The following is a 12826-nucleotide window of genomic DNA, read 5'->3' as shown; positions in this document are numbered from 1 at the left end:
TGTTACGCCTGCCCTGCTCGATACAAAGATCCAGGGTAAGCACCCGTTAGCACATCGTTCGCGAGTACTTCTCGCCCTGCCACCAACATCGACCGATAGCCCGCGGCATCCTGCAATAGGCGCTGGCCACCTGCGGGCAGATCTTTGACCATTTGTGGCGCAAACAAGCGCAAACGATCAAACTCGATCACATTAATATTCGCTTTCAAACCCACACTCAAACGACCGCGGTCAGACATACCCAAGTAATCGGCAGGTTCTGATGTGAGTTTTCGAATAGCCTCTTCAACCGCGAGCTTCGGCCCGCTTTGGCGGTCTCTGGCCCAGTAGGTGAGTAAATACGTCGAAAAGCTCGAGTCACAAATAGTGCCGACGTGAGCACCACCGTCCGACAAACCCATAATCGCTCGGGGGTGCGTCATCATTGTGTGCACGGCATCGAAGGTCATGTCCGTGTAGTTGTAAATTGGGAAGTACAGCAACTGCTCACCGCCATCTTGTAACATCAAGTCGTAGAGCATGCCCAAAGACGACTGCCCCTGCGCTTGCGCCATGGCGTACACCGACGTCTCAGCGCTTTGCTCGTAATTCGGGTTATCGTCTAGCAGAAAGGTTTTACCCGCTACATAATCTATCGCGGCCAACAGCAAGTCCGTGATGGGTGGCACCGAGGTCCCATCACCCGCTACTTTTTCAGACTTTTCTTGCAACAAGCGCTCCTTAAACGCGGGGTCAGACATAATCGCCACCCGCTCTGCCAAGGGCTTCTGGGAAATCGCTTTGTAGCTTGGAAACCCAATAAAAGGGTGAAAGGTACACTGCAACCCGGTAATCACGCCAATGCCGCGAGGTGCGGTCTGCAAATGCATGTTAAGGCCCTGCTCGACCGCACGCTCTGTTCGATCAATAATTCGATGCCACTGATCAGGGGCAAAATCGCGCTGCATTAAACTCAGCGAGAACGGACGCCCGCCTGCCGCTTTTGCAAACCCCTCGATCAGATCAAATTCGGCGTCAAAAGCGTCACCCTCGCGCTCAAGGTTAAAATCGTTCACCGCCTGCAACACACCATGACTGAGGCCTTGAAACGCCTGCGCTATGCCTTCTAGCTCTGCAGCGCTGGCCTCTGACGAGGGCGTCCAATCGCCATCCGCGCTGCGGTGCACATCCGATCGCCCAGTCGAGAACCCTATCGCTCCGGCTTGCAACGCCTCTCGGGTAAGGCGCTGCATTTCGGCTATATCCTCTTGCGTAGCGTCTTGATCCGATACCGCACGGTCACCCATAACATAAACGCGCAGAGGGTCGTGTGTTACCTGAACTGCAACGTCAATGGTGTGGGGCTTTGCGGCAATCGAATCCATGTACTCGGGCAGTGTTTCCCAGTCCCATGTTAGGCCCTCGGCAAGAGCCGATCCCGGGATATCCTCCACGCCTTCCATCAAACGAATCAGCTTCTCATGATCGCTTGGTCGAACCGGCGCGAAGCCTACGCCACAGCTGCCCATAACGACGGTACTCACACCGTGATTGACACTTGGGCGCATATCTTTGTCCCACGTCACTTGACCATCGTAATGAGTGTGAATATCAATAAAGCCTGGAGTCACGATACAGCCCTGTGCATCGATCTCTTTTTTGGCTGCGCCGAGGTCGTGGCCTACTGCGGCGATGAGTCCATCACGCACTGCAACATCAGCTTTAAACGCCGCGGCACCCGTACCGTCGATCACCGTGCCGTTTTTGATAATAAGATCAAATTCCATGCCCCACCTTGCCTTAACCTTCGTCGTAGAATACACACTAAAACAAAGTGCCGTTCGGCACAATTTGCAGGCGAAAAAAAGGCCGCTCTGGGCGGCCTTGAAAGGGGGTCAACAGACCTTAGAAGTTGTATTTCAAGCGAACGCCCATAATGCGTTCGGCGTTGCGGGGTACGATTTGGCTAAGTGCTGTCGCACCGTACAGTGAAGACAAGTTAGGTAAGGCAGTTACATAGAACTCATCGAGAGCGTTGTTCACAAACGCGGTCACGGTATAACGCCCATCGGCAGACTCTACACCTGCACTCAGGTTGAGGATGCCGTAGGAGCCCAGGACCGTAAGTGGGTCTTGTGTCAGTGAGAAGTTCACTTCGTCCTGCCATTGGTAATGTGCGCGCATGAAGCCATCAAACTTTTCATCGACGTTGAAACCGTAATCCAATCCAACTACGACTTTCAGATCAGGAGAGTTATTTAAAGGCTTGCCAGCTAGATCCTGAATTCTGCCTAGGACTGGATCGGTAATACATCCCTGCGCCTCCGTTTGCCCGGTGTAACACTCGGCCGTACCGAACTCTTCAATCGTTGCGTCCGTCCAAGATGCGCCAACATTTAACAACAAGTTATCGCTTAGCAAGGCTGTCACATCAAGTTCAACACCAGAAGTCTCTAACTCACCCACGTTATCCAACGAAATCTCAATGGCGCCGGTATCAGGATTGATGACGCCGCTTTGTGCCTGGAATCCAGTGTAGTTAACCAAGAAGTAGTTAGCGTTAACACGCAAACGACCGTCCATGAAGTCGCCTTTAATGCCCACTTCGTAAGCATCTGAGTCTTCAGTGTCTACTGGGTTGTCTGCTTGGAACTGATTAAATGAACTGGTGGTATTGTAGGCCTGTCCTTTGTAGCCACGAGCGTAGCTTGCGTATAGCATGACGTCGTCATTTACAAAATACTGCACGGCTGCTCGGCCTACCATCACAGAATCGTCATCCGAGCCCGCAAATGAACCGCCATTTACCGCGTTATCAAACTGGACCTCAACGTCTTCCGTTTGATAGCGAAGACCGGCGATAACATTCAATTGTTCGGAAAGCTTCCAAGTACCTTGGCCAAACACAGACAGTGCCTCGTTACCCGCATAGGCTAACCAATCTGACTTCGCAACGGTCGTGCCGGGGATGAGTGGTTTACGGACAAAGCCACGATCGTAGTCAGACTGCGAATACCAAAGACCGGCCACATACTCAAAAGTATCTGAAGCTGGAGAGGCAATGCGAATTTCTTGTGTAATTTGATCAATTTCATACAGTGAGGACATATCCCAAGAACTACCAAACAAGTCGGCGGCGCCGTCAAGATCAGTGACGTTGGTGTACTCCCAGTTTCTCCAACCGGTGATCGACGTAACCGAGTGCTCACCCATTTGATACTCGACCTTAACAGCCACCGAGTAATCTTCTGATGAAGAACGAGGAATTGTGGTCGCAGCACCTTTAAAGTTATCTTCACCCGCTTTTAAACCAATGCCCGAAAACCAAACGTCCTGCGAAACACCCAGACCAAAGTTTTTCAACCATTGCGCATCGGGCGATACTTCACGGAAAGTGCTAGCCGAGAAAGTTTGATCAAGCTCATTGTAATCAGCTGTTACAGTCACAGTCAGATCTTGCGAGGCATCAAAACGTACCTTGGCACGAACGCCTTGCGATTCCGTCGCTTGTAAATCATCGCCGCCCAGAGCATTTTCGATGTTCCCACCAAAGTCATCGTAGTACGCGTTCAAGCGGAAACCTACTGAGTCGCTAATGGGACCCGAAACTGAACCCGCAAAACGATAGTAATCGTCGTCTGCACCGGTAATTTCTACTGACCCTTCAAACTCTTCGGAGGGGTTCTTGGTGACGATATTGATCACACCAGCCGAGGCATTTTTACCAAACAAGGTGCTTTGGGGGCCACGTAGGACTTCAACGCGCTCGACATCCGCCAAGTTGGCGAAGGCCTGACCCGTCGTTGCAACAGGAACCTCATCGATAATGACCGATACCGATGGCTCAACACCAATGGCATACGAAAAAGTACCAATACCGCGAATCGATACGGGGCTTTCGTTACGGTTACCTGATTCTTGCACCGTCAACGAACTCGACATTTGAGTTAGATCCCCCATGTTGCCGATGCCCATATTTTCAATCGCATCGCCGCTAATTGCGGTAAGAGCTACGGGCACATCCTGCGCGCTTTCAGCGCGTTTTTGCGCCGTAACTACGACTTCTTCAAGTTGCATTTGCGCTACAGCAGCACCACTTAGGGTCATTACCGCTAAAGCTGTCGCACCTACTAGACGTTTTTGAATTGCTTTCATCGCTCACTCCCGATCAATGATTTATAGTATTTTTATCCTGCGGTTTGGGCATTGATACAGCGTCACCCCGCCACTGGTAAAGTGGTCAGGCCACCTTACCTAAGAAGAATATCAAAAGTCAAGTACTAATAAAGATGAAGTTGTAGTGCACGGGGATTAGATCTGACGCAGATAATAAACGCCGTCCGTGAACACTGTTTTAGATAGTCGCACTTTGGGTTTATCATCAAATCACGTTCTCAAGGAATACTGTATGCGCCCTTTCCACCTAGCACTTCCCTGCGCCAACCTGCAAGAAACGCGTGCGTTTTACACCAATGTATTAGGATGCAAGGTAGGCCGAGAAGACGAGACCTGGGTAGACTTAGATTTATTTGGGCATCAGCTGGTATTTCATTATTGTGGCGGCGCGGTGCTCGAGCAGTACTTCAACCCCGTCGACAAACACCAGGTACCCATGCCGCATTTCGGTGTCATTTTAAAACCCCAACAGTTCGACGAGCTGGCGGCGCGGCTTCGGGGTAACGTAAATTTTGTGATCGAGCCCTGCCGACGTTTCAAAGGAACGCCCGGCGAGCAAGATACGATGTTCTTTCACGACAATAACGGTTACGCACTTGAGTTTAAGGCGTTTGAAGATGATCGCTTTATCTTTGAACCTTTTGTGGATTAGAGCGCAATCTTTGTTGAGGCGCACCCTAGCCCGCGAGTCTGCCGGCTCGGTAATCCATAATCGCATCGCGAATTTGCTGCTCGGTATTCATGACAAAAGGTCCATACTGGACGATGGGCTCTTTTAAGGACTTTCCCGCCAAGATCAGGGCAGAGGCGCCTTCCTCGCCCGAGCGCAAGCAAAGCTCTGAGCCCGGACCATAAACACCAAGGGTCTTAGTCGATAGCTCTGATGTCTGTCCACGATAAACAAGCACCAAGACACTGTCGTATAAATCAGTACTCAAACTTACGGACTGATCAGACGCAATCTCCAGATCTGCAATTAAAGGTTGCGTCATGCGTCCTCTCATTGGACCGTCTAACACTTCACCAAAAACGCCAAGTTGGCCTGCGACGACGCGTAGGTCAGCTACCCCGTCAGATACAACTCGCCCCATCACATCAGCGCGAATGTCTTTATAGTCGGGATCAATCATTTTTTGGTTACTGGGTAAATTCAACCAAATCTGAAAGCCATGCAACAATCCCGATTCTTGCTCTGGAATCTCCGAATGCAATACGCCCCGCCCCGCGGTCATCCACTGCACCCCGCCCGACTCGATAACACCCTCGTTACCCATGTGATCTCGGTGTCGCATTTTACCCGCTTTCATGTACGTGATCGTCTCAAAACCGCGGTGAGGATGCTCTGGAAAACCGGCGATGTAGTCATCCGCGTTGTCTGAGTTGATCTCGTCGATCATCAAAAAAGGGTCTAATATGGCATTAAGCGCTTGTCCGGCAACTCGATGTATTTTAACACCCGCGCCATCTTGCGTGGGTTGCGCTCGGATTACTTGAACCAAACTTCGCATTATTTAGCACCTCTTACCAACAGTTTGCCGCGGCCGTGTGGCGCGAACAAGTCGAGAGCCGGGCCGACAGGCACTACTTGCGTGGGGTTGATCATGGTATGACTGGCGTAATAATGCTGCTTGATATGATCAAAGTTCACTGTATCCGCAATGCCCGGCACCTGATAAAGCTGGCGCAGATAGGCACTGATATTGGTGTAATCTTGAATACGGCGAATGTTCGTTTTGAAGTGGCCGAAGTAAACAGCATCAAAACGAACAAGCGTGGTAAACAGTCGCCAATCGGCCTCGGTTAAATAGTCGCCAACAAGAAATGCCTGTTGACTGAGTCGCTCTTCCAGCCAATCCAAGGTGTCAAACAAAGGGTAAACCGCTGCCTCATAGGCTTCTTGTGTGGTGGCGAACCCCGCCTTGTACACACCATTGTTTACAGTGTTGTAAATCCGCTCGTTAACTTCATCAATTTCAGTCCGTAAATCTTCCGGATAAAAGTCCTGTGTATTACCGGTAAGCTCGTCAAAAGCCTTGTTGAGCATACGGATAATATCGGCTGATTCATTACTGACGATGGTTTGAGTTTGCTTATCCCATAACACCGGCACCGTTACTCGGCCTTCATACGTTGGATCAGCCCGTAAATACAGCTCGTATAAAAACTGCATGTCATCAAGAGGCACACCAAACTCCCACCCATTCTCGAGCATAATCGGCTCGACGACCGTGATATCGATATGCGACTCAAGTTCCTTTAACACACGAAATACAAGCGTCCTGTGGGCCCATGGACAAGCCAACGAGACGTACAAATGATAACGTCCAGATTCCGCTGGGTAAGAGTTAGTATCTGCGGCTTGATAATGTTCGCGCGCTACCACATGCCCACGAAACGCACTATCTTGGCGTTTAAATGCGCCACCCGTAGCGCTTGTGTCGTACCAATGGTCAACCCAACGACCCTGCTGTAGTAAGCCCATATCCAAAATTCCTGTAGGTTGAAACCCTCATTATTGCGGGATTTCTCATAACAAACCGTTATTGTCACTGTTTTATCGTCTGCACTCTGCTATAAGATTAGTTGTGGCAATAACAAAGTTTTCAAGGGACAGGACATGCCGAACTACACTCTGACTGTAAACAGCAACCAGATTACTGTCGACGTTGACGCAGATACCCCAATACTGTGGGTATTGCGTGACAGTTTAAATTTACTAGGCACCAAGTTCGGCTGTGGCGCAGGAGCCTGTGGCGCTTGCACCATCCATCTAAATGGCTCAGCAGTACGATCATGCCAGATCCCTGTAAGCGCCGTGGGGGATATGTCTATCACGACAATCGAAGGGCTCACAACCGACGTAGGCACTAAGCACCCCGTGCAGCAAGCGTGGTTAGACCTAGACGTGGCCCAGTGTGGTTACTGCCAAGCAGGGCAAATTATGAACGCTTCGTCCCTGCTGGCCAACAATCCCAACCCCACCGACCAAGATATCGACAATGCCATGCAGGGCAATTTGTGCCGCTGTGGCACCTACGTCAGAATTCGTGAGGCGGTAAAACTGGCCGCAACCCAGATGAAAACGGAGGCGTAAGATGAGCACGATCAAAACGGGCATGAATCGCCGCAGCTTCATTAAAAACCTCGCCGTGACCAGCGGCACCTTGGCATTAGGCTTTAACCTAAAAACTGCGCCACTCGCACTAGCCAACGGCGCACCCGCGCCGGCAGACTGGTTTGAGTTTAATGCGGTGTTGTCTATCGCTCCCGATGGCACCATAGAAATCAAAGTTCAAAATCCAGACTTTGGTCAAGGTACGATGACCTCATTCCCGATGATTGTAGCGGAGGAACTCGACGCCAACTGGGCCGACATCGTGTCTGTGCAAGCGCCCAACGACCCCGCCAAATACCCTATGCAAATCACAGGGGGCAGCTGGTCGGTTCGGTCTAACTGGGCCGGCTTACGCATGGCAGGTGCTACAGCCAAGCAACTTTTAAAGTTAGCCGCGGCCAAACAATGGGGCGTACCGGTTGATGACATTCAAACCGAAAATTCAGTGCTGAGCCACGCCTCGGGACGATCGGCATCGTACGGCGACATGGCGGCAGCGGCATCTGAAATAGCCATCCCCGAGCAAGTCGCTTTAAAAGATAAGAACGATTTCTCGCTCATTGGCCAATCCAAGAAAAGCGTCGTAGCCGAGGATATTGTTACCGGGAAACCGCTATTTGGAATCGACCGGCGTGTTGACGGCATGCTGCACGCGGGCATCGTACACCCACCCGCATTTGGTTTAACGCTCGAAAGCTTTAACGTCGAAGCAATCAAAGCCATGCCTGGCATCGTAGATGCATTTTCGATTTCGATGTACCCCGAGGACTTCGTGCGTGGTTTCAGTGACGTCTGTGCTTTTCCAGAAATTATTGCCATTGTCGGCGACTCAACTTGGCGCGTTAAAAAAGCAAAGCAAGTGGTTCAAGCGACTTGGAAAGAAATGCCAGAGTATCAGTATCCTTTGGTTGGATTCAGTGGCAACAAAAGCACGGTTACCGTCCCTGGCGGGCTTGAATCCAGCTCGGAACATACGAGCCGTATGCGCAGCACTTTGCAACACGCATTGACCGAAAAGCGCCGCGACGGCAACCCCGAGCAGGCTTTTAAAGACGCACACAAGGTGATCGAGCAAACCTACAGCGCACCATTCTTGGCCCATAACACCATGGAACCCATGAACTTTTTTGCTGACGTTAAATCCGATTCGGCTAAATTAGTTGGGCCTCACCAAGGATCGATACTCATTCACGATAGCGTCTCTAGGCACTTGGGTCTGCCCAAAGATAAAGTCGAGATGCAAATGACGCGCATGGGCGGCGGTTTTGGCCGTCGCTTATATTTACACTTCGCAGTGGAAGCCGCTCTAATTTCGCAGCACGTCAAACAACCCGTGCTACTGACCTACACCCGTGAAGACGACATGACGGTGGGGGTTTATCGCCCTGCCTATCAAGCAACTATGCGCGCGGCGCTCAACGAGCAAGGCGAGCTTACGGCCTACCATATTCGTGCCACGGGTATTCCGGAATCTCCTCTATTTCCCAATCGCTTCCCCGCAGGTGCGGTCGATAACTACCTCGCGGAAGATACGGTAATACCGTCCAATATCACAGTAGGGGCCTATCGAGCACCCGAATCCAACTTCATGGCGGTGGCAGAACAGTCATTTCTGGATGAGCTCGCAGAAGCCGCAGGCAAAGACCCCATAGATTTCCGTTTGGAGCTCCTGGAACGCGCAAAATCCAACCCCGTGGGCGACAATAACGACTACGATGCCGAGCGCTATGCGGGCGTTTTAAAACTGGTTCGAGAGAAGTCGGATTGGGACAACAAAGATGGGCGCAACCTAGGTGTAGCCGCTTATTTTTGCCACAGCTCATACTGCGCGAACGTCATTGAAGTGGAAATGAGCCAGGGTAAACCCCTCGTCAACAAGGTAACCTCTGCGTTGGATTGTGGCATTGTGATCAACCCCGATGCCGCTGCGAACATGACGCAAGGCGGCATCATTAATGGTTTGTGTCACTCGATGTACGGCGAAATGACCTTTGAAGAAGGTACGCCCTCTAAAAACAATTTCACCAATTATCGCATGCTTCGCATTAACGAAGCCCCAGCGGAAATCGACGTACACTTCGTTAAAAGCGATGTCGACCCGACAGGCTTGGGCGAACCGCCGATGCCGCCGACCCCCGCGGCGCTCGCGAACGCCATTTACCAGGCCACCGGCAAACGCCTCTATGATCAGCCCTTTAACAAGGCACTTGACGAGCAAGCCTAGGCTTTGGGAAACCAGGGAATCAAGCCCGAGGTACGGCGGACATACTCCGCGTATTCGGGCTTTTCTCTGCTCATTTTTTTCTCGAGTGTGGCTTTACCGGTAACGCGCACCACCAACCACGAATAAATAGCCACCCCAACGGCGCCCACCAAAGCCCAAGGCACGTGCGCGACAATGAGCAGCAAACCCCACCACTGAGCCAATTCCCCAAAATAATTTGGGTGGCGTGTATAGCGCCAAAGGCCTGTATTTAACACAGTGCCGTTTTTGCTCGAGTCTGCCCGAAAACGTGACAGCTGCCAATCGCCCAGGGTTTCAAAAAAGAATCCAATACCCCACAGGGCTACGCCAATCCAACCTAGAATGGTCATAGCGGTTTCAGGCGCGGAAACAAACGCAATTTGCTGCGGCAGCGTTAACACCCAAATCACCGCGCCCTGCAAAAGAAAGACTTGGCGCAAGCTGAACCAATAAAAAGGCCACCCCTCCGGCACCCACGACCGCAACTTGGTGTAACGCACGTCTTCGCCGTGACCCCAATTCCGATTGACTAAGTATACGGTCATGCGCAATGCCCAAATAATGACCAAGCCAAGTGTTACATTCGCAGCCTGCCCAGACGCATTCGAGTACCAGTAAACAAACACGATCACGCCGGCAATTATGCTCGAGAACGCCATATCGATAATACTCACGTCGCGAATCGCAATGCTTACTCCCCACAAGACTATCACCACGCTTAACACCAACCCTGCCGTCGCGAGTAATAATTCCAACATGCGCTTCTCCTAATTATTGTTTGGGTTTAGGATACTTGCATTATTAGACAAATACGAGCGCTTCTATGAGCCAACCTGTTGCGATTGTCACCGGTGCCGGAAAAGGCTTAGGGCGCGCCTACGCTCATAAATTAGCGAGCTTAGGCATTCGCGTGGTTGTCAATAATCGGAGCCACCCCGACCAACCCAACTCAGCCGATGCTGTCGTCGCTGAAATTAGGGCCTTGGGCGCTAGCGCGGTCGCTGAGTATTCTTCGGCACAAGATCCAGAGTCTGGCATCAACCTCCTGAACAAAGCGCTTGATACCTGGGGCCGACTCGACATTGTGGTCGCCAACGCAGGGTTTGACCATCCGCAAAGCTTTCACAAACAGAGCTTCGCCGATTTTGAAGCGATTATGGAAACCAACTTCTACGGCACTGCCCGATTACTACATGCTGTTTGGCCGCATTTGCGTTCAGCTGGGTATGGCCGCGTTGTTGTCTCAAGCTCGACGGCGGGCCTGTACGGCAATCACGGGCAAAGCGCCTACGCCGCCTCAAAAGCAGCTTTAATCGGCTTAATGCGCAGCTTACATCACGAAGCCAAGGGGCATGATATTTGTATCAACGCCATTGCACCCTACGCGCTTACCCCATTGACTGCACAGTGGTTCCCAGAAAACTGGGCGGCCTTGTTCTCTGCCGAACACGTCGCCGAGAGCTTGTCTTTATTAGTGTCATCCGATAGCCACATATCGGGGAAGATAATCATCACCGGCGCGGGCAAGTTGCGCGAGGCGCGCATGCAAGAAACACAGGCCCTAGATCTCACTGACAACGCAGTTGATGATCTAGCAAATTTAAGCGCGCTAGAGACGCCCGAATCAGCCTCGCAAGAATTCGAGCGCTTTTTGTTGTAACTAAGCGTTTTGAGCCTGATAGATCTCGTTCAACATGAAGCGCTGTACTTTGCCCACCGGGTTGCGCGGCAGTGCCTCAATGATCATGACGCCTTCAGGCGTTTTGAACTTGGCCACGCCTTGCGATTCGAAGTAAGCGCTTATAGCCTCTAAATCAATAGGCTTGGCGGGATCTTCCAGCACAATCGCCGCACCCACGCGCTCCCCCAACGTATCGTCGGGAATAGAAAACGCCGCGGCCTCTTTAACGCCATCGATTTTTTCTAGCAATAAATCCAACTCAACGGGCGATAATTTAAAGCCACCGCGATTAATCATTTCTTTACAGCGACCCACGATCTTTAAATAGCGCCCGTCGTCACCCGTAATCTCGACTAAATCGCCGGTGCGGAACAAGCCCTCTTTGCTGAATACACCCTGGTTATCGTGATTGTAATATCCGTTGAATACCGTGGGGCCGCCCATTAACAATTCGCCAACGGCGCCAACCTCGGTCAGCAGTTCACCGGATTCTGGATCCGCGACCTCCGCCACAATGCAAGAGTCGGCGGCGGGGCGATAAAAACAACTCGCTCGCATTTCGGTGTCAGGCGTTGTCGAGGGAATTGAGTACAGCGAGATCCCCTCGTTCGAGCCGTAGAAGTTCAAAATCGGCTTACCGAACTGATTCTCGAAAACATCAATCATCCAAGGCGATAACGGCGCGGCACCCGACCCAATATTACGAAGCGCCGAAAAATCAAATGCATTCCACATGTCAGGTTTCGCCGCGAGTTGATTCAGCAAAGCCGGAGGCGCGATGGTGAACGTACAGCGCTCTTGCTGCAACTGCTGCAAATACACTGGCACATCAATGGGGTGATGTAGCACTAAGGTAGCCCCACATACCACGGCGGGGAACAAAAAGCCCCCTACCGCTGCCATGTTCACCAAAGGAAATGGGTTGAGCAGGATATCACCGTCGCGGTAATCGCATACCTTAACGTTACTTACGCCAATCGCCATCCACATGTTGTGGTCGCGCGGTACGCCCTTAGGTGTGCCGGTCGTTCCCGACGTCCAACAGATTGTTAGGATATTTGATGCGGTTACAGACGAATCGTCGACAGTCGCGTCAGTCTCTACATTAGGGTCAATCACCCAGTCTTTACCCATGACGGTCACTGCGCAACGGTCTGATAAAGAGGTCGCCGCTAAGGGCTTTCCGGCCATACTACCCACCACAATCACGTGGACGTTCTTCAACTCTGAGTGCACCCAGTCAACTTCATGATGTCCGTATTGGACTGGGATGGGCGAAATAATCGCCCCTAACCGCGACAGCGCGTAGTACACCACCACCAAGTCCACGACGTTGGGCATTTGAATCAACACGCGATCACCCGCTTGAACGCCTCGGCTTTTCATGTAGGCGGCAAATGCGAGACTGGCTTTTTTCAGCTGCGACCACGTTAATGCGATAGGAGCCTCACCGGTAATTGCCTCTCGATTAGGCGCATCTTTCACCGCCACCCGATCAGGACAACGTGAAGCGTTCTCGTCCAACCAAAAATGCAGTGTTTGATCAGGCCAGTGACCCGCATCTCGATAACGCTGTGCTTTATTCATTATTCCGCGCCTATTACTTTCATAAGTAGTTCTAATTTACCAA

The 12826-nt window shown here is 51.5% G+C and carries 10 protein-coding genes; 4 read left to right on the top strand and 6 right to left on the bottom strand.

Translation table 11 applies throughout. The annotated features are described in order from the left end of the window. Nucleotides 1-2 precede the first annotated feature (2 nt). Both EYZ66_RS04375 and EYZ66_RS04370 read right to left on the bottom strand, forming a co-directional pair. Nucleotides 3-1766, bottom strand: a complete 1764-nt coding sequence (locus EYZ66_RS04375; RefSeq protein WP_009576071.1) for an N-acyl-D-amino-acid deacylase family protein — start codon at nucleotides 1764-1766, stop codon at nucleotides 3-5. A gap of 118 nt (nucleotides 1767-1884) precedes the next feature. Then, nucleotides 1885-4134, bottom strand: coding sequence for a TonB-dependent receptor (locus tag EYZ66_RS04370; RefSeq protein WP_009576072.1), 2250 nt, complete (start codon nucleotides 4132-4134; stop codon nucleotides 1885-1887). A gap of 253 nt (nucleotides 4135-4387) precedes the next feature. On the opposite strand from EYZ66_RS04370, the gene EYZ66_RS04365 reads away from it, so the two are divergent. Further along, nucleotides 4388-4807 (top strand): VOC family protein, encoded by a 420-nt coding sequence (locus EYZ66_RS04365; protein ID WP_009576074.1) that lies wholly within the window; start codon nucleotides 4388-4390, stop codon nucleotides 4805-4807. 25 nt (nucleotides 4808-4832) lie between these two features. Here EYZ66_RS04365 and EYZ66_RS04360 read toward each other — a convergent pair whose 3' ends face one another. Together EYZ66_RS04360 and EYZ66_RS04355 are read right to left on the bottom strand one after the other, a co-directional pair. Continuing rightward, on the bottom strand, nucleotides 4833-5663 hold the full coding sequence (locus EYZ66_RS04360; protein ID WP_009576075.1) for a pirin family protein: 831 nt from the start codon (nucleotides 5661-5663) through the stop codon (nucleotides 4833-4835). Continuing rightward, on the bottom strand, nucleotides 5663-6637 hold the full coding sequence (locus EYZ66_RS04355) for a glutathione S-transferase family protein (protein WP_009576076.1): 975 nt from the start codon (nucleotides 6635-6637) through the stop codon (nucleotides 5663-5665). Before EYZ66_RS04355 ends, EYZ66_RS04360 begins: the two co-directional genes overlap by 1 nt. Before the next feature lie 135 nt (nucleotides 6638-6772). On the opposite strand from EYZ66_RS04355, the gene EYZ66_RS04350 reads away from it, so the two are divergent. Further along, the gene (locus tag EYZ66_RS04350) at nucleotides 6773-7249 is read left to right on the top strand and encodes a (2Fe-2S)-binding protein (RefSeq protein ID WP_040816778.1); all 477 of its coding nucleotides are present in this window, start codon (nucleotides 6773-6775) and stop codon (nucleotides 7247-7249) included. A gap of 1 nt (nucleotide 7250) precedes the next feature. After that, nucleotides 7251-9494: a xanthine dehydrogenase family protein molybdopterin-binding subunit gene (locus EYZ66_RS04345; RefSeq protein WP_009576078.1), complete on the top strand. Its 2244-nt coding sequence runs from the start codon at nucleotides 7251-7253 to the stop codon at nucleotides 9492-9494. Here EYZ66_RS04345 and EYZ66_RS04340 read toward each other — a convergent pair. Beyond that, nucleotides 9491-10273, bottom strand: a complete 783-nt coding sequence (locus EYZ66_RS04340) for a DUF1295 domain-containing protein (RefSeq protein ID WP_009576079.1) — start codon at nucleotides 10271-10273, stop codon at nucleotides 9491-9493. The two genes, EYZ66_RS04345 and EYZ66_RS04340, sit on opposite strands and share 4 nt — an antisense overlap. Nucleotides 10274-10338: 65 nt before the next feature. Here EYZ66_RS04340 and EYZ66_RS04335 point away from each other — a divergent pair, with 65 nt between their 5' ends. Further along, nucleotides 10339-11175 carry an SDR family NAD(P)-dependent oxidoreductase gene (locus EYZ66_RS04335; protein ID WP_009576080.1) on the top strand — a complete coding sequence of 279 codons (837 nt, stop codon included), beginning with the start codon at nucleotides 10339-10341 and terminating at the stop codon, nucleotides 11173-11175. Here EYZ66_RS04335 and EYZ66_RS04330 read toward each other — a convergent pair whose 3' ends face one another. Next, a complete protein-coding gene (locus EYZ66_RS04330) occupies nucleotides 11176-12783 on the bottom strand; it encodes a class I adenylate-forming enzyme family protein (RefSeq protein ID WP_009576081.1) in 1608 nt (535 codons plus the stop codon). Between the last annotated feature and the right edge of the window lie 43 nt (nucleotides 12784-12826).

This window comes from Aequoribacter fuscus (genome assembly GCF_009910365.1).
In the GTDB taxonomy this organism is placed as follows: Bacteria; Pseudomonadota; Gammaproteobacteria; order Pseudomonadales; family Halieaceae; genus Aequoribacter; species Aequoribacter fuscus.
Note: the sequence above shows the minus strand (reverse complement) of the source record. Positions and strands in the feature narration are given on the sequence as shown.

What these genes read in the sequence shown, in the direction of transcription:
- EYZ66_RS04375 (WP_009576071.1), bottom strand. Translation starts at nt 1,766, where the DNA reads ATGGAATTTGATCTTATTATCAAAAACGGCACGGTGATCGACGGTACG.
- EYZ66_RS04370 (WP_009576072.1), bottom strand. Translation starts at nt 4,134, where the DNA reads ATGAAAGCAATTCAAAAACGTCTAGTAGGTGCGACAGCTTTAGCGGTA.
- EYZ66_RS04365 (WP_009576074.1), top strand. Translation starts at nt 4,388, where the DNA reads ATGCGCCCTTTCCACCTAGCACTTCCCTGCGCCAACCTGCAAGAAACG.
- EYZ66_RS04360 (WP_009576075.1), bottom strand. Translation starts at nt 5,663, where the DNA reads ATGCGAAGTTTGGTTCAAGTAATCCGAGCGCAACCCACGCAAGATGGC.
- EYZ66_RS04355 (WP_009576076.1), bottom strand. Translation starts at nt 6,637, where the DNA reads ATGGGCTTACTACAGCAGGGTCGTTGGGTTGACCATTGGTACGACACA.
- EYZ66_RS04350 (WP_040816778.1), top strand. Translation starts at nt 6,773, where the DNA reads ATGCCGAACTACACTCTGACTGTAAACAGCAACCAGATTACTGTCGAC.
- EYZ66_RS04345 (WP_009576078.1), top strand. Translation starts at nt 7,251, where the DNA reads ATGAGCACGATCAAAACGGGCATGAATCGCCGCAGCTTCATTAAAAAC.
- EYZ66_RS04340 (WP_009576079.1), bottom strand. Translation starts at nt 10,273, where the DNA reads ATGTTGGAATTATTACTCGCGACGGCAGGGTTGGTGTTAAGCGTGGTG.
- EYZ66_RS04335 (WP_009576080.1), top strand. Translation starts at nt 10,339, where the DNA reads ATGAGCCAACCTGTTGCGATTGTCACCGGTGCCGGAAAAGGCTTAGGG.
- EYZ66_RS04330 (WP_009576081.1), bottom strand. Translation starts at nt 12,783, where the DNA reads ATGAATAAAGCACAGCGTTATCGAGATGCGGGTCACTGGCCTGATCAA.